Source organism: Micromonospora sp. WMMD964 (assembly GCF_029581455.1).
Taxonomy (GTDB): domain Bacteria; phylum Actinomycetota; class Actinomycetes; order Mycobacteriales; family Micromonosporaceae; genus Micromonospora.
This window is the reverse complement of the sequence record NZ_CP120860.1, coordinates 1,008,833-1,023,993: the sequence shown is the minus strand read 5'-3', so window position 1 is coordinate 1,023,993 and position 15,161 is coordinate 1,008,833. Positions and strand designations below refer to the sequence as shown.

At 72.8% G+C, this 15,161-nt stretch carries 16 protein-coding genes; 8 read left to right on the top strand and 8 right to left on the bottom strand.

Annotated features, from left to right (window positions below; all coding sequences use genetic code 11):
- Nucleotides 1–43 precede the first annotated feature (43 nt).
- From O7616_RS04855 to O7616_RS04835, 5 genes are all read right to left on the bottom strand, one after another.
- Nucleotides 44–3,238 (bottom strand): UvrD-helicase domain-containing protein, encoded by a 3,195-nt coding sequence (locus O7616_RS04855; protein ID WP_282305778.1) that lies wholly within the window; start codon nt 3,236–3,238, stop codon nt 44–46.
- Between the two features lie 61 nt (nt 3,239–3,299).
- Nucleotides 3,300–4,547: a metallophosphoesterase gene (locus tag O7616_RS04850; protein WP_282305777.1), complete on the bottom strand. Its 1,248-nt coding sequence runs from the start codon at nt 4,545–4,547 to the stop codon at nt 3,300–3,302.
- A 13-nt stretch (nt 4,548–4,560) separates the two neighbouring features.
- Complete coding sequence (locus tag O7616_RS04845) at nt 4,561–4,815, bottom strand: MoaD/ThiS family protein (protein WP_282305776.1); 255 nt, start codon at nt 4,813–4,815, stop codon at nt 4,561–4,563.
- Nucleotides 4,816–4,818: 3 nt separating this feature from the next.
- On the bottom strand, nt 4,819–5,832 hold the full coding sequence (moaA, locus tag O7616_RS04840) for a GTP 3',8-cyclase MoaA (protein WP_282305775.1): 1,014 nt from the start codon (nt 5,830–5,832) through the stop codon (nt 4,819–4,821).
- Nucleotides 5,829–6,743 (bottom strand): fructosamine kinase family protein, encoded by a 915-nt coding sequence (locus tag O7616_RS04835; protein ID WP_282305774.1) that lies wholly within the window; start codon nt 6,741–6,743, stop codon nt 5,829–5,831. The genes moaA and O7616_RS04835 overlap by 4 nt, the downstream gene beginning before the upstream one ends.
- A 174-nt stretch (nt 6,744–6,917) precedes the next feature.
- Here O7616_RS04835 and O7616_RS04830 point away from each other — a divergent pair, with 174 nt between their 5' ends.
- The 4 genes from O7616_RS04830 to O7616_RS04815 all read left to right on the top strand — a co-directional run bounded on the left by O7616_RS04830 (nt 6,918) and on the right by O7616_RS04815 (nt 9,488).
- The gene (locus O7616_RS04830) at nt 6,918–7,964 is read left to right on the top strand and encodes a DUF4192 domain-containing protein (protein WP_282305773.1); all 1,047 of its coding nucleotides are present in this window, start codon (nt 6,918–6,920) and stop codon (nt 7,962–7,964) included.
- A 49-nt stretch (nt 7,965–8,013) separates the two neighbouring features.
- Entirely contained in the window at nt 8,014–8,265 is a 252-nt protein-coding gene (locus O7616_RS04825) for a hypothetical protein (RefSeq protein WP_282305772.1), read from the top strand.
- Nucleotides 8,262–8,660 (top strand): hypothetical protein, encoded by a 399-nt coding sequence (locus O7616_RS04820; RefSeq protein ID WP_282305771.1) that lies wholly within the window; start codon nt 8,262–8,264, stop codon nt 8,658–8,660. Before O7616_RS04825 ends, O7616_RS04820 begins: the two co-directional genes overlap by 4 nt.
- Nucleotides 8,661–8,780: 120 nt before the next feature.
- On the top strand, nt 8,781–9,488 hold the full coding sequence (locus O7616_RS04815) for a GAP family protein (RefSeq protein ID WP_282305770.1): 708 nt from the start codon (nt 8,781–8,783) through the stop codon (nt 9,486–9,488).
- Nucleotides 9,489–9,491: 3 nt separating this feature from the next.
- On the opposite strand, the gene fdhD is transcribed toward O7616_RS04815, so the two are convergent.
- Nucleotides 9,492–10,358 carry a formate dehydrogenase accessory sulfurtransferase FdhD gene (gene fdhD / locus O7616_RS04810; protein ID WP_282305769.1) on the bottom strand — a complete coding sequence of 289 codons (867 nt, stop codon included), beginning with the start codon at nt 10,356–10,358 and terminating at the stop codon, nt 9,492–9,494.
- Between the two features lie 205 nt (nt 10,359–10,563).
- On the opposite strand from fdhD, the gene O7616_RS04805 reads away from it, so the two are divergent.
- The 3 genes from O7616_RS04805 (at nt 10,564) to O7616_RS04795 (ending at nt 12,728) form a co-directional block, all read left to right on the top strand.
- Entirely contained in the window at nt 10,564–11,286 is a 723-nt protein-coding gene (locus O7616_RS04805) for an NTP transferase domain-containing protein (RefSeq protein WP_282307533.1), read from the top strand.
- The gene (locus tag O7616_RS04800; RefSeq protein WP_282305768.1) at nt 11,283–11,549 is read left to right on the top strand and encodes a DUF6457 domain-containing protein; all 267 of its coding nucleotides are present in this window, start codon (nt 11,283–11,285) and stop codon (nt 11,547–11,549) included. The genes O7616_RS04805 and O7616_RS04800 overlap by 4 nt, the downstream gene beginning before the upstream one ends.
- Nucleotides 11,550–11,630: 81 nt before the next feature.
- Nucleotides 11,631–12,728, top strand: a complete 1,098-nt coding sequence (locus O7616_RS04795; protein ID WP_282263614.1) for a hypothetical protein — start codon at nt 11,631–11,633, stop codon at nt 12,726–12,728.
- Here the strand turns inward: O7616_RS04795 and O7616_RS04790 are convergent.
- Both O7616_RS04790 and O7616_RS04785 read right to left on the bottom strand, forming a co-directional pair.
- Complete coding sequence (locus O7616_RS04790; protein WP_282305767.1) at nt 12,725–13,681, bottom strand: zinc-binding dehydrogenase; 957 nt, start codon at nt 13,679–13,681, stop codon at nt 12,725–12,727. The genes O7616_RS04795 and O7616_RS04790 overlap by 4 nt on opposite strands.
- Nucleotides 13,682–13,740: 59 nt before the next feature.
- Entirely contained in the window at nt 13,741–14,202 is a 462-nt protein-coding gene (locus tag O7616_RS04785) for an Lrp/AsnC family transcriptional regulator (protein WP_282305766.1), read from the bottom strand.
- Nucleotides 14,203–14,261: 59 nt separating this feature from the next.
- Between O7616_RS04785 and ddaH the strand changes: the two genes are divergently transcribed.
- Nucleotides 14,262–15,095, top strand: a complete 834-nt coding sequence (gene ddaH, locus O7616_RS04780; RefSeq protein WP_348773853.1) for a dimethylargininase — start codon at nt 14,262–14,264, stop codon at nt 15,093–15,095.
- Nucleotides 15,096–15,161 lie beyond the last annotated feature (66 nt).

The window sequence follows — 15,161 nt, the reverse complement described above, 5'->3', positions numbered from 1 at the left end:
GTGCGGCGAGGGCCCGTGCCGGCCGGCGGCACGACTCGGACCGTCAGATCAACCGGAGCTGGCGATCCTTGGGGCGGCGGGGTTCCGTCTCGCCGAACCGCTCGAACAGGCCGGGGTCGACGACACCGAGGAACGGCGACGGAGCACAGTCCCGCTCCACACCGTGCCGGGTACGCCGGGCGGCGTGGCTGACGTACAGCCGGTCCTGGGCGCGGGTGAGGCCGACGAAGAAGAGGCGTCGCTCCTCGGCGACCGCGTCCTCGTCGGGAGTCGAGCCGGGCCACCGCAGCGGCAGCAACCCGTCCTCGACGCCGATCAGGAAGACCACCGGGAACTCCAGGCCCTTCGCGGCGTGCAGGGTGAGCAGCGTGACCGCCTCCGCGCGTGGGTCGAGCGCGTCCACCTCCGCGCCGGTCGCGAGCTGCGACAGGAACGTCTCCAGGTCGTCCCCACAGCGTCGGGCCAGTGGGGTCAGCAGGTCCACGGCCGAGCGGACGTCCTCGGGGCGCACCGCGCCGCCGCCGCCGTCCAGGGTGGGCACGGCGAACCGCTCGGCGACCACCTGCCCGGCAAGCCGCACCCGGGCGGCCAGTGGGCCGGCCAACCCGTCGGCGTGCCGCAACTCGCGGGCGATGGCCGCCACCCCGGGCCGGTCCCGCAACCGGTCGTGGGACCGCTTCTGCACCGGGATGTTGGCCCGGGTCAGGGCGTCCACGACGGGCGCGGCCTGCGCGTCGGTGCGGTACAGCACGGCGATGTCGGAGAACGACAACGTGGTGGAGCGGCCGTCGATCCGGCCCGAGTCCAGCGAGCGGTGGGACAGCCCGCCGACCAGCTCGTCGACGGTACGGACCACGAAGTCGGTCTCCTCGGCGACGGACGCCGCCGGGTAACGGCCGACCAGCGGGGCCTCCGGGTCGAGCCGGGCCGGATCGAGCCGCCGACCACGGACCAGCGAGGACGGCGCGATGGCCTGCACGGCGGCGGCCAGGATCGGCGCCGACGAGCGGTAGTTGCGGTTCAGTCGGACCAACCGGGCGTCCGTGAAGTCCTCGGAGAAGCGCAGGAAGTAGCCGACGTCGGCACCCCGGAACGAGTAGATCGCCTGGTCCGGGTCGCCGATCGCGCAGAGGTTGCCGTCCGCCGGGCTGAGCAGCCGCAGCAGCTCGTACTGGGTCGCGTCGACGTCCTGGTACTCGTCGACGAAGATCCACCGCCAGCGGTCCCGGTAGCGTTCCACCAGCCCGCGATCGGCCCGCAACAGCTCCACCGGCAGGCTCACCAGCTCGTCCAGGTCGACAAGGTCCTGCTTGCGCAGCAGCGCCGTGTAGCCGGCGCTGTCGTCACCGGCCTCCGTGCGCGCCGCCGCCCGCTCGGTGTCGTCGGCGATCCGGAAATCGCTCGGCAGGCCCACGGCTCCGGCGTTCTCCCGCAGGATGGTCAATCCCAGCGCGTGGAACGTGCCGACCGTGACGTCCTCCGCGACCGGGCCGAGCAGACCGTCGAGGCGGTGCCGCAGCTCCTCGGCGGCCCGACGGGTGAACGTGATCGCCAGACAGTGCTCCGGGAAGACGTTCAGCTCCGCGCAGAGGTACGCGATCCGGTGGGTGAGTGTCCGGGTCTTGCCGGTGCCCGGCCCGGCGACGATGAGCAGCGGACCGCCGGGTGCGGAGGCGGCCACCCGCTGCATCGCGTCCAGCCGGTCCAGCAGGCCGGTGCCGACCTCCTCCATCCCGGCGAGCATCGGCTCGAACGGCTCGTGCGGTGACGGCGGCGGCGCGATCGGTGGCGCGGGCGGCGGGGTCGGCTTGCGCTTCGACTCGGCCTTGGCCGCCGCCGGGCGCTTGGCCGTCGCGCGGGCCGTCGGCTCCGCGGGGCGTCGCTGCGCCGGCACGGGTACGTCGAACAGCGTCTCCTGCGCCGTGCCCGCGTGGGCACCCAGCTCCGCCGGGTCGAAGAGCGTGATCACCCCGTACTCGCCGTCGTAGCCCGGCACCCGGCGTACGTCGCCCCGCCGCAACCGCCCGATGCCCTCGGCGAGGAGTTCCCCGCCCGTCTGCGCGATGTCGCCGAGCGGCGTGGTGGTCAGGATCTCCAGCTCCGGGCCGAGCGTTGCGACCAGCTCGTTGAGGCGCCCCTCGACCTTCTTCGACCGAGCGCCCACCTTGTTGATCTCACCGAGGATCTCGGCCAGCGGCACCAGGTGTGTGACGTCCCGGGCGTCCGCCGGCCGGTGCCCCTCCGGACGGTCGGCCAGCTCCTCGATCCGGCTGAGCACGCCCACGGTGAGCGGCTTGCCGCACTCGGGGCACTTTCCGCCGGCCGCGCGGGTGCGCTCCGGCGACCAGTTGACGCCGCACAGCCGGTGCCCGTCGGCGTGGTACTTCCCCTCCTCCGGGAAGAACTCGATCGTCCCGGCCAGGCCGATGCCGGTCCGCAGCGCCTCCCGGACGGCGAAGTAGGTGCGCTCGGCGGTCAACACCGTCGCCTCCCGGCCCAGCGCGGGCGGGGAGTGCGCATCCGAGTTGGACACCAACTGGTAGCCGTCCAGGCTGCCGACCCGCCAGTTCATCGCCGGGTCGGACGAGAGGCCGGTCTCCACGGCGAAGATGTGCTCGGCCAGGTCGGCGTAGCAGTCGGCGATCGCGTCGAAGCCCGACTTCGAGCCCAGCGCGGAGAACCACGGCGTCCAGATGTGGGCCGGCACCAGGAAGCCGTCCGGGCTGGCCTCCAGGGTGATCTCCAGCAGGTCGCGGGAGTCCAGGCCGAGGATCGGCCGGCCGTCCGAGCCGAGGTTGCCGATCCGGCCGAGCGCGGTGTTGAACCGCGCCACCGCGTCCAGGTCGGGCAGGTAGATCAGGTGGTGCACCTTGCGGGTCCGGTCGTCCCGCTTGTAGATGGTGGAGATCTCCACGCTCAGCATGAACCGGACCGGGTCCGCCTCCGCGGCGCTCGCCAGGCGGGGAGGCAGCCGACGGGCGACGTCCCGTTCCGCGTCGGCATCGAGCCGGTACAACCCCGGCTCGGCGGGCCGTAGCGTCTCGCGCAGGTGGTCGTACCAGGCGGGATGGGTGAAGTCGCCGGTGCCGAGCAGACCGATGCCCTTACGCCGGGCCCACCACGCCAGATTCGGGGTGGTGAGGTCGCGGCTGCACGCGCGCGAGTATTTCGAATGGATGTGCAGGTCCGCGACGAATGGCGGTAGGCCACCGGGGGGTACGGCGCTGAACGGAGGCACGCCGCATCCTGTCACGCCCGCCACGCCGGCCGCCTGCCGCCACGCGCGGACGTGACGTCCGCTATGCCGAGCGCAACTCGACCAGACTGATCTGCGGCTCGGCCCCGACCCGGACCGGCGGCCCCCAGAAGCCGGCGCCGTTGGTCACGTAGACCTTGGTGCCGTCGACCTCGCCGAGGCCGCTGACCACCGGCTGCTCCAGCCGGACGGCCAGGTTGAACGGCACCATCTGGCCGCCGTGGGTGTGCCCGGACAGTTGCAGGTCGACCCCGTACGTGGCCGCCTCCACCGCTGCCAACGGCTGGTGGGCGAGCAGCACCACCGGGCGGCTCGGGTCGCGGTCACCGAGGGCGGCGGCGAAGTCCGGCCCGGCCGCGAGGCCGCTGCCTCCCGTCGCGTCCAGGTCGTTCACACCGGCCAGGTCGAGCACGCCACCCCGGGCCTGGATCTCCTGGCGGCGGTTCTGCAACACCCGCAGGCCGAGCCGGTCGACCTCCTGGACCCACTCCTCCACCCCGGAGTAGTACTCGTGGTTGCCGGTGACGAAGAAGTTGCCGTACCGGGAGCGAAGGTCGCGCAGCGGCGCGGCGGCCGAGCCGAGTTCGGCGACCGAGCCGTCGACCAGGTCTCCGACGACCGCGACCAGGTCCGCGTCGAGTCGGTTGATCGCGGCGACGATCCGCTCGGTGTGTGCCCGGCCGCGCAGGGGGCCGAGGTGGATGTCGGAGACGGTCGCGATCCGCAGGCCGTCCATGCTGCGAGGAAGCTTGGCGAGCGGGATCTGCACCCGGTCCAGGCGCGGTGGGCCGAGGGCGGTGCGGACGCCGTACCCCACGGTGGCGGTGGCGGTGAGACCGGCGAAGATGGCCGCGCCACGGGCCAGCAGGAGCCGGCGGGCCGGGTCGTGGTCCGGTGCCGCGACGGCACCGGCGGCCGGCGGCTCGGTGGGCCCGGCGGCACCGACCAGCACCGGTTCGGGCGCGGCGGCGGTCGGCTCCGCGGCGATCACCCGGCGGCGCATCACCAGCCGGGTGACGAGCATCGGCACCTCGAGCACGACCAGCACGACGAGCAGGTAGAACATCAGTGCGAGCCACAGGTAACCCGGCCAGGCGAGCCAGTAGAGCCCGGCCTGCGTCCCGGCCATGGTCGCCGGCACGAGCAGCGCCAGCACCAGGGCGGCGATCCCGCCGATCCGTCGCCGACGGCCCGGGGTGGTGGTGTCGCGAACGAGCCGCTTCCACAGGTAGAGGTGGATGAGGCCGGTGACCGTGGCCAGGACGGTCACGAACCCCAGAACCGCCAACATGCGTGCGCCTCCCTCAGCCGCCCGCGAACGGGGGCAGGACGTCGATCGTGGCCCCGGCCGGTAGGGGTGCCTGACGATCATGACAGGTGACGCCGTCCACGAGGAAACTCGCCACCCGCAGCACGGCGGCCAGCCGCTCGCCGTGTCGCCGGGTCAACTCGGCGCTGAGATCGTCGAGCGATCGACCCGCGGTCACGACCTCCTCGGGCCGACCTGCGGCGGCGCGGGCCCCCGCGAAGTAGCGGACGGTCAGTTGCGTCTGCCCCATGTCTCAGCCCCCGATCGCGGACATCGGCCGGGTCGGCTGGAGGAAGGTGGGATCGTCGATGCCGTGCCCGGCGCGCTTACCCCACATCGCGGTGCGCCAGCGCCGGGCCAACTCGTCGTCGTCCGCGCCGCCGCGCAGCGCGGCGCGCAGGTCGGACTCCTCGGTGGCGAAGAGGCAGGCACGAACCTGGCCGTCCGCGGTCAGCCGGGTGCGGTCGCAGTCCCCGCAGAACGGGCGGGTGACGCTGGCGATCACACCGACCCGGGCGGGGCCGCCGTCGACCAACCACGTCTCCGCCGGTGCCGCCCCGCGCTCGGCCGGGTCGGGGCTGAGATCGAAGGCGGTACGCAGGGAGGTCAGGATCTCCTCGGCCGTCACCATCGTGCTGCGGTCCCAGCCGTGTTGGGCGTCCAACGGCATCTGCTCGATGATCCGCAACTGGTAGTCGTGGTCCAGGGCGAAGCGCAGCAGGGCCGGTGCCTCGTCCTCGTTGACCCCGCGCATCAGGACGGAGTTGATTTTCACGGGGCTCAGCCCGGCGGCCTTCGCCCCGGCGAGCCCGGCCAACACCGCGTCCAGGCGGGGGCGGCGGGTGAGCCGCTCGAACCGGCCCGGGTCCAGGGTGTCCAGTGAGACGTTCACCCGGTCCAGGCCGGCCGCGCTCAGCGCCGGGGCCAGCCGGTCCAGACCGATGCCGTTGGTGGTCAGCGAGACCCGGGGGCGGGGCTGCAACGCGGCCACCGCGCTGACGATGCCGACCAGCCCCTGTCGGATCAGCGGCTCACCACCGGTGAACCGCACCTCGGTCACACCGAGACGCTCGACGGCCACCCGGACCAGCCGGACGATCTCCTCGTCGGTCAGCAACTGGGGACCGGCCAGCCAGGGCAGACCTTCGGCCGGCATGCAGTAGGTGCAGCGCAGGTTGCACTTGTCGGTGAGGGACACGCGCAGGTCCCGGGCGACGCGGCCGTACCGGTCGACGAGGACCCCGTCGGTCCCCGGGGCGACGCTCACCTGTCGACCGTAGCGCGCTCGGCCCGCCCCAGGGCGGCGCGGGCGGTCTGGACCACCGCATCTCGGTAGCTGCCGCCGAACAGCGCGGTGTGCACGAGCAGCAGATGCAGTTGGTGCAGGGGCAGTCGGGCCTGCCAGCCGTCCGGCAACGGCCAGCTCTCCTGATAGGCGGCCAGCACCCGATCCAGGTGCGGGACGCCGCCGAAGAGTGCGAGTTGGGCGAGATCCGTCTCCCGGTGCCCACCGTGGGCTGCCGGGTCGACGAGCCAGGCCCGGTCGTCGGCTCCCCACAGCACGTTGCCCGGCCACAGGTCGCCGTGGACGCGCGCGGGCGGCTCGTCGCCGCCCACCCCGTCGACCCGGTCGATGACCTGCTCGACCACCGTGACGTCGGCGCCGGTCAGCGCACCACCGTCGACCGAACGTCGGAGATGGGGGAGGAGTCGTCGCTCGGCGAACCACGTCGACCAGGGCCCGTCGGTGGCGGTGTTGTCCTGTGGGAGCGACCCGATGAAGCCGGGCCAGGGCGCACCGAAGCCGGCCGACCCTGCCCGATGCAGGTCGGCCAACTCCCGGCCGAAGCGTTCGGCGGCCTCCGGCGTCGGCTCGCCGGGCTCCACCCAGTCGAGCGCCAGCAGGTCCGGCAATGCCACGATCACCTCGGGTACGCCGACGGCGCCGGCCTCCCGCAGCCACCGCAACCCGGCGGCCTCGGCGGCGAAGAAGCCCTCCGGTGCCGCCCGGTCCGCCCTTTCGGGCCAGGACTTGGCGAAGACGGAGTGGCCGTCGTCCAGGGTGAGCCGGGCGGCGTCGCAGATGTTTCCACCGGCGACCGGCGTCTCCCGGATGCGCTGGTGGGTCCGGAAGGTCGGCAGGTGTGCCGGGTGCGCGCGTAGGTACGCCAGGTCCATCAGCGCACGGTAACCGCTCCCCACGACACCACGGCCCCGCCCGACCCAGATCGGCCGCCCTCCGACACCCGTGGAAGTGGGCTGAGCAGGGAAAACACGGTGAGTAACTGTGGATAAGCCGCGTGTCGTCCACAGGGGCAGCGGCCCCGAACCGGCCCGCAGCACGCTTCCGGCATGACAGCGATCGAACGTTCTCAGCTCACCGTCCGCTCACCCGCCGACCTGATCGCCGCCGTGCCGTACCTGCTCGGGTTCCATCCCACCGACAGCGTGGTGGCCGTGGCGTTGCTCGGTCGGCAGATCATCTTCGCCGCCCGCGCGGATCTGCCCGAGCCGTCGACCGATCCGGCCGAGCGGGCGCGGCACCTGGCCGGCGTGATCCGCAGGCAGGGCGCGGAGTCCGCCACCGTGGTCGGCTACGGGTCAGCGGATCGGGTCACCCCGGCGGTGGACGCGGTGCGCGTCGCGCTGGCCGCCGGCGGGACGGAGGTGCTCGACGCGTTGCGGGTCACCGAGGGCCGCTGGTGGTCCTACCTCTGTGCCGAGCCTGACTGCTGCCCGCCCGAGGGTCGGCGCTACGACCCGAGCGCCAACCCGGTGACCGCCTCGGCGGTCTTCGCCGGCCAGGTCGCCCTCCCCGACCGGGCCGCCCTGGTGGCGCAGGTGGCACCTGTCGACGGGCCGCCCCGGGAGGCGGTACGCGCGGCCACCGCCCGCGCCGAGCTGAGGATCACCGAGCTGATCGAGCAGGCGCCCGAGAGTGATCTGCTCGGTGGGCGGGCTCTGCGCTCCGCCGGGGTGGCGGCGGTTCGTGCGGCCCACCGTCGGCAGCGGCGCGACGAGCGGCTCGACGACGACGAGGTGGCCTGGCTGAGCCTCCTGATGACCCACCTCCCGGTCCGGGATCACGCCTGGGAACGCACCGACGGCCGGGATCGGGACATCGCCCTCTGGACCGACGTGCTGCGTCGGGCCGAGCCGGAGTTGATCGCCGCGCCGGGGGCACTGCTGGCGTTCGCGGCCTGGCGCGCGGGGCAGGGGGCGCTGGCCGCTGTCGCGCTCGAACGCACGCTCAGCCTGCACCCCGACTACTCGCTGGCGGTGTTGCTGGACGACCTGCTCCGGCGGGGCGTGCCGCCGTCCGAGCTGGACGGCTGGCCGTCGGTCGGCATGCCGGGCGTGCTCCGCCCTCGCCGGAGGAGCCGACGTGGTCGCCGCTGAGGAGGCGGGTAATACCGCTGGTGCTACCAGAATTGGTAGGCTGCCGGACATGACCGTGAAGCGCTCGGTGAGCCTCCCCGACGACGTCGCGGAGTGGCTGGACCAACAGCCCAACGTCTCGGCCGCGATCACCGCGGCGGTCCGGGTTCAGATGGCCCGTGTGCATCTCGACGAGGTGCTGCGGCGAGCCGGGATCGAGGCGACCGAGGCGGGCAGGGCGCGGTGGCGGGAGCGGCTGGCGACACCCATCCCGGCGGACGCCCTGGCCGAGGGACGCCGGATGTTGGGACGCGCCGGATGAGCGGTCGGATAGCGGCCGTCTTCGACGCGTCGGCGTTGACCGCCTATATCGAGGGCAACGTCTCGGTGGGCGAGTTGATGCTGGAGGTCGCTGACGAGGGTCGGCAGGTGGCCGTCCCGGCGACCTGCCTGGCGGTCGCGTTCGCGAACGTGGCCGACGAGATCGATGCCGCGTTGCTCGCCCTGATGATGACCGCCCCGATGATCCGCCTGCTGCCGCTCGACGCCGAGGACGTGCGAGACACCGGCACGTTGGCCCGCGTCGTGGGGGGCGACGTCTCGTTCGGCCATGCCGCGCGGGCGGCACTCACTCACGAGGCGCACTACGCGACCGCGCAGCCCGAGGTGGCGGCCAAGGTCCTACCGATGAACTGGAGCATTCTCGACCTGGCCTGACCGGCGGGCGGCGATGCCATCTGAGCGGGTTGCCCGGCGACGCCCTCCGTCGAAGGATGTACGCGTTGTTCCTGTCCACGGCCGACGTGGCAGGGGTCAGGAGCCACGCAGAATGATCTCGTGAGCCCCGAATTGCCGCTGTCGCTGGCCGGGCTGGCGCTGATCGACAGCACCAGCATCGGCACCCTGTTCATCCCGGTCTGGCTGCTGCTCGCCCCCGGGCCGGTCAACGCCCGACGGATCCTGGGCTACCTCGCCACGATCGCGGGGTTCTACCTGGCGGTGGGTCTGCTGCTGGTCTTCGGCGGCGGCACGCTGGCGGACGCGCTGGGCGGTGCGCTGGACAATCGCGTGGTGCTCTGGGCGCAACTCGTCCTGGGCGTCGGCATGCTGGCGCTCAGCTTCCGCTACGACGGCAAACGGCGTCCGCGTACCGGTGGCGTGCTGCGATGGCGGGACCGGGCCACCGCCGGTGACTCCTCGGCCCGGTGGTTGGTCGGGCTCGCCCTGCTCGCCGCGCTCGCCGAGGTGGCGACCATGCTGCCGTACCTCGGTGCGGTGGGGCTGTTGGCCACCTCCGGGGTCGGTTCGGCGACCGTGGTGGTGCTGCTGGCCGGATACTGCCTGGTCATGGTGCTGCCAGCGGTCCTCCTGCTGGGTGCCAGGTCGGCCCGCCCGGCGATGGTCGAGCCGGTGCTCGCCCGACTCAACAACTGGATCGTCAACAAGGCCGGTGGTGCCTTCGGCTGGATCCTCGGCATCGCCGGTTTCCTGATCGCCCGCGACGCCGCCGTCCGACTCGGCCTGTTCGACCTGCTCGATCGCTGAGCGTCAGGCCGACTGCTCCACCATGATCCGGTGTGGCCCGGCGTAGACGTTCATCGTCCGGCCGCGTAGGAAGCCGACCAGTGTCATCCCCGCCTCGTCGGCCAGTTCGACGGCGAGGGTGCTCGGGGCGGACACCGCGGCCAGCAGCGGCAGCCCCGCCATCCACGCCTTCTGGGTCAGCTCGAAGCTGGCCCGCCCGGAGACCAGCAGCAGGTGCCCGGCCAGTGGGAGGCGTCGTTCCCGGACCGCCCAGCCGATCACCTTGTCCACGGCGTTGTGCCGGCCCACGTCCTCCCGCAGCACCACCAGCTCACCGTCGGGAGTGAACAGCCCCGCCGCGTGGAGTCCACCGGTCCGGTCGAAGCCGCGCTGGGCGGCGCGGAGCCGGTCGGGCAGGTCGGCGAGGAGCGTGGCCGGCACAGCCAGCGGGTCCGCCGAGACCGGGAACAGCGACCGGGTGCGTACCGCGTCGATGCTCGCCTTGCCACAGACACCGCAGGAACTGGTCGTGTAGAAGTTCCGGGACGGGTCGGTGGTCGGCTCCGGCACGCCGGGCGCGAGCACCACGTCCACCACGTTGTACGTGTTCGGCGTCTCCGCGCCCGCGCAGAGCTGCGCGGTCGACACGTCGTCGGTCGACCGGATCAGCCCCTCGGTCAGAAGGAACCCGATCGCCAGGTCCAGGTCGTCGCCGGGCGTACGCATGGTGACGGCGAGCGGCCGTCGGCGGCCGGGACCGGCCGCGCCCACCCGGATCTCCAGCGGCTCCTCCACGGCGAGGGTGTCCGGACGACGGACGGCCCCACGCCCGGAGGTCGCCGCATCCAGGTCGATTCGGAGTACGCCCCGTCGATCAGTCGCCCGTCCCATCCCGCCATCCTCCACCCCAGGCCGGCCCGCCCGCACGACCACCGGCCGTAAGCTCCCCCACCCCCACTCCCGCCCCACCCCCGCCCCTGCCCTCGTGCGTCGATCATGAAGTTGTCCGCGCGTGTCGTCGGCGTGTTGACCGACAACTTCATGACCACCGGGGCGAGGGGTCGGGTCAGCAGGGTTGGAGGAGGCGGTTGCGGGCCTGAGCGGCGCCGGCACGATCGGGCGCTGGCGGGGCTACCGTGGCCGGGTGGAGACGTACGCCGCTGTGGTGCTCGCGGGTGGAGCCGCCCGCCGGATGGGCGGGGTCGACAAGCCCGCGCTCCCGGTCGGCGGCCGGCCGATGCGCGACCGGGTGTTCGCCGCCGTCACCGACGCGACGCCACGGGTGCTTGTCGGTCCGGCCGACGCCGTGCCCCCGGGCGTGCGGGTCGTCCGGGAGGACCCACCGGGCGGGGGCCCGGTCGCCGCGGCGGCTGCCGGCCTGACGCTGCTGGACCCCGACACCAGCCTGGTCGCGCTGCTCGCCGCCGACCTGCCGCTGCTCACCCGGGCCGCGATCCGGTACCTGCTGAACCACCTCGACCGGGAGACCTCCGACACCGAACCGGCGACCGACGGCCTCGCTCCGGCACCGTCGGCTCGCAGTGGCCTCGGCAGCGAGCGGCGACCTGACGGGGTGTGCTTCGTCGACGGCGACGGACGGCGGCAGTCACTCTGCGGCGTGTGGCGGGTCGCCGCGTTGCGGGCCGGGCTGGACCGGTTGACGGCCGAGCGGGCTGGCAGCCTGTCCGGAGCCCCGGTCCGGGCCCTGCTGGCCGGGCTCGTGGTGCGGGAGGTGCCCTGGTCCGGTGACGGCCCGCCGCCCTGGTTCGACTGCGACACTGACGAGGACGTACGCCGGGCGGAGGAGTGGGCGCGATGACGGTGATGGACGACTGGGTGACCGCTGCGTGCGCCGAGTTGGAGTTGGACCCGGCCGGGGTGCCCGTTACGGCGGTGCTGGATCTGGCCCGCGACGTCGCCCACCAGGTGTTGCGGCCGGGCGCGCCGGTCAGCGCGTACCTGCTCGGGGTGGCCGTCGGTCGGGGTGCTGATCCGGCGGACGCCGCGGCCCGGCTCCGAGCGCTGGCCGGCTCCTGGCCGGTCGGGCTGGGGGTCGACCCCACGGACCCGACGGCTCCCTGACCGCCGTTGTCCGATCCCGGTCCGGGCTGATTCGACGCACGGGTGGCGTGGGTAGGGTGATCGTGACGGACGGAGGCGATCATGACGGCTGACCACCCCTCGGCCTCGGACGGTGAGCTGCCCGGTAGCGCGGCGGAGTCGATCCTGCTCGACGAGCCCAGCACCACCGACCTGCGGGCGAAGGTGACCGAGGCGTGGCGGGAGTTCGCCCGAGCGCTCGCCGTACGACTGCGGGACCTTCCGGTGGGTGCGCACCTCGACGTGACCCTGGATCCCACCGCCTCCGGCACCGGAGACGCTGTCTACTCGATCAGCGTCGACGTGGGCGGTGACGGCGCGCTGTCCGCCCGCGCGGTCGGCAACGCCACGCTGCCGGCCGGCTACCGACTGGACCGGGGCGCGGTGGCGGACATGATCGCGCTCGGGTGGTCGCCGCCCGGGGTGGTCGCCGGCTCCGGCGGGTCCTTCGGGCTGGACGCCACGACGGCCGACTCGACCCGGATCGCCGCGTTGCTCTCCCGCACGCTGCGCGACGTCTACGGCGCCCCACACCCGGCCTTCCTCGTCTACCTGGTGCACGACGCCGACGGCGAGCCGTTGGCGGTGGACGCGCTGGGCACGGCGCGCAGCGAGTTCGGTCCGGACGCCGATGTCGAGGCCGATCTGGAGGAGGCGCTGGCGGAGGCGGCTGCCGCGCAGGCCGAGCGGGACGACGTGCTCGACCTGGCGGACCGGGTCCGTACCGTGGTCTCCACGATGTTGAAGTCGGACACCGACCGGTTGCAGGTCGACTCGGACGGCGACATCAACATCCGGGCCGGTTCGGCGATGGTCTTCGTGCGGGTGCGGGACAACCCACCCCTGGTGGACGTCTTCTCCCCGATCCTCACCGAGGTGGAGCCGACCGAGCGGCTCTACGTGAAGCTCTCCGAGCTGACCAACCGGATGCCGATCGGCCGTCTCTACTGCGCCGACGACACCGTCTGGGCGTCCATCCCGGTCTTCGGCCGCAATTTCCAGGCCACCCATCTGATGCTCGCGGTGCAGGTGATGACCGGTCTCGCCGACGAGTTGGACGACCGTCTGCACGGCGAGTTCGGTGGTAAGCGGTTCTTCGGCGAGGGTGACAAGCCGGTCCGGCGCGACGACGCGGAGCACCGCACCGGGATGTATCTCTAAAGCCTGTCCAGCAGGGTCTTGCCGACCGTCGTGCGCGCTTCGATCGCGGCGTGCGCGTCGGCGGCGCGTTCCAACGGGAATCGCTGACCGATCAGCGGTCGTAGGCGGCCGGCCACCGCGTCGGCCAGGGCCTGCCGGGTGTACGCCCGCAGCCGCGCGGGTGGCACGTTCGGCCGGATCTGGGTGACCTGCCGTGCCGCGGCGACCTCCGCCGAGACCGGGGACCACTCGCCGCTGGCCAAGCCGAAGCTGATCATGCGACCGCCCGGTTCCACCAGGTCGAATGCCGCCCGAGCCGTCGCCCCGCCGACACCGTCGAACACCACGTCGACTCCGCCCATCGCTGCTCGGACCAGGTCGGGCCAGTCGGGCCGGCGGTAGTCGACCGCCAGTTCGGCGCCCAGGCCGGGCAGCAGCTCGACCTTGCGCTGCCCACCGGCCGCGCCGACCACCCGCGCGCCGGACCGGGACGCGAGCTGCACCAGCAGACTGCCCACGCCGCCGGCGGCGGCCTCCACCAGCACCCGGTCACCCGGCCGGACAGCCACCGCCTCGACCAGCATGGTGGCGGTACGCCCGTCGGCCAGCAGCGCCACCGCCTCGTCCAGGGCCAGTTCGGCGGGCACCTCGATCGGGGCGGACGCGTCCACCACCACGCGTTCGGCGTACGCGCCGGAGCCGCCGGTGGCGCTGATCACCCGACGCCCGGTCAGCGTCGCGTCGACGTCCGACCCGACGGTGGTGATCACTCCGCCGACCCCGTTGCCGGGGATCAGCGGTGGGGTGACCCGGAACGGGCCGGGGCGACCGGAGCGCTGCTGTGTCTCGACGAAGGTGATGTTCACGTGCGCCACGTCGATCAGCACCTGGTCAGGGCCGGGCGTCGGGTCGGGTGTGGTTTCGGGCACCAGCACCTCGGGCCCGCCGAACTCGTGTAGCCAGATCGCCCGCATGTCTCCCCCTCCGCGTCGTGTCCGCACCCACCACTGGAGCAGGTGAACCCGACTTGAGGTCAAGCCCCGTTGGACGGGCCCACGCCCGGTGACTCGACCAGCCTGGAGAGCACGATGGTGCTGCGGGTCGACGTCACGAAGGACTCGGCCCGCAGCCGTTCCAGTGCCGCCTCCAGGTGGGCGATGTCGGCGGCACGCAGGTGTACGAGCGCGTCCGCCTCGCCGGAGACGGTGTAGGCGCCGACCACCTCCGGGTGCCGGCGGGCGGCCACGCCGATCTGCGCGGGTGTCGTCCGGCCGGCGCAGAACAGCTCGACGAAGGCCTCGGTGGTCCACCCGACGGCGGCCGGATCCACCACGGCCGTGAATCCCCTGATCACGCCGGTGGCCCGGAGCCGGTCGACGCGACGCTTGACGGCTGGGGCGGAGAGTGACACCCGGGTGCCGATGTCGGCGTACGACGCGCGGGCGTCGGCGACGAGTAACGCAATGATCCGCTGGTCGACCGCGTCTATCTGCAACGTTCCGCCTCTGGGAAGCAACGGTTGTGGCTGTTACCAAAGTTCTACGGTACCTACTCTTGGTGACCGTGAACCAGCAGCGATTCCCGCGAAAGCGGACATATCTCATGTGCTCACCGGAGCATTTCGCGGTCGAGTACGCGATCAATCCGTGGATGGACGTGACCACCCCGGTCGACCGGGACCTGGCCGTCAAACAGTGGGACCGGCTGCGCGAGACGCTGATCGGCCTCGGCCACGAGGTGCACCTGCTCACGCCCGAGCACGGCCTGCCCGACATGGTCTACGCCGCCAACGGCGCCTTCACCGTCGACGGCAGCGTCTACGGCGCACGGTTCAAGCACGAGCAGCGGGCCGCCGAGGCCGCCGCTCACCACGCCTTCTACGAGTCGCAGGGCTGGCGGTTCGTCGCGCCGAGCGAGACCAACGAGGGCGAGGGCGACTTCGCGTACCTGCCGGAGGCGCACGGCGGGCTCATCCTGGCCGGGCACGGCTTCCGGACCGAGATCGCCGCGCACGCCGAGGCGCAGGAGGTGTTGGGCCGTCCGGTGGTGTCGCTGCGCCTGATCGACCCGCGCTTCTACCACCTCGACGTGGCGCTCGCGGCGATCGACGACTCGAACGTCGTCTACTTCCCGGGCGCGTTCTCCGCCGCCAGCCAGCGGGTGCTCACCCAACTCTTCCCGGACGCGGTGATCGCCGACGACGAGGACGCGATGGCCTTCGGGCTCAACCTGGTCAGCGACGGTGCCAACGTGGTGCTCAACAGCGAGGCGACCCGCCTCGCGGGCAAGCTGAAGGCCGCCGGCTACACCCCGGTCCCGGTCGAGCTGGCCGAGCTGAAGAAGGGCGGCGGCAGTGTGAAGTGCTGCATCGCCGAACTGCGGCACTGACCCGCCCGTCAGCTCGTACGCCAGGGGCCGGCCTCCCGAACGGGAGACCGGCCCCTGACCTCGTCG

What these genes read in the sequence shown, in the direction of transcription:
- O7616_RS04850 (WP_282305777.1), bottom strand. Translation starts at nt 4,547, where the DNA reads ATGTTGGCGGTTCTGGGGTTCGTGACCGTCCTGGCCACGGTCACCGGC.
- O7616_RS04845 (WP_282305776.1), bottom strand. Translation starts at nt 4,815, where the DNA reads ATGGGGCAGACGCAACTGACCGTCCGCTACTTCGCGGGGGCCCGCGCC.
- O7616_RS04835 (WP_282305774.1), bottom strand. Translation starts at nt 6,743, where the DNA reads ATGGACCTGGCGTACCTACGCGCGCACCCGGCACACCTGCCGACCTTC.
- O7616_RS04830 (WP_282305773.1), top strand. Translation starts at nt 6,918, where the DNA reads ATGACAGCGATCGAACGTTCTCAGCTCACCGTCCGCTCACCCGCCGAC.
- O7616_RS04825 (WP_282305772.1), top strand. Translation starts at nt 8,014, where the DNA reads ATGACCGTGAAGCGCTCGGTGAGCCTCCCCGACGACGTCGCGGAGTGG.
- O7616_RS04820 (WP_282305771.1), top strand. Translation starts at nt 8,262, where the DNA reads ATGAGCGGTCGGATAGCGGCCGTCTTCGACGCGTCGGCGTTGACCGCC.
- fdhD (WP_282305769.1), bottom strand. Translation starts at nt 10,358, where the DNA reads ATGGGACGGGCGACTGATCGACGGGGCGTACTCCGAATCGACCTGGAT.
- O7616_RS04800 (WP_282305768.1), top strand. Translation starts at nt 11,283, where the DNA reads ATGACGGTGATGGACGACTGGGTGACCGCTGCGTGCGCCGAGTTGGAG.
- O7616_RS04795 (WP_282263614.1), top strand. Translation starts at nt 11,631, where the DNA reads ATGACGGCTGACCACCCCTCGGCCTCGGACGGTGAGCTGCCCGGTAGC.
- O7616_RS04790 (WP_282305767.1), bottom strand. Translation starts at nt 13,681, where the DNA reads ATGCGGGCGATCTGGCTACACGAGTTCGGCGGGCCCGAGGTGCTGGTG.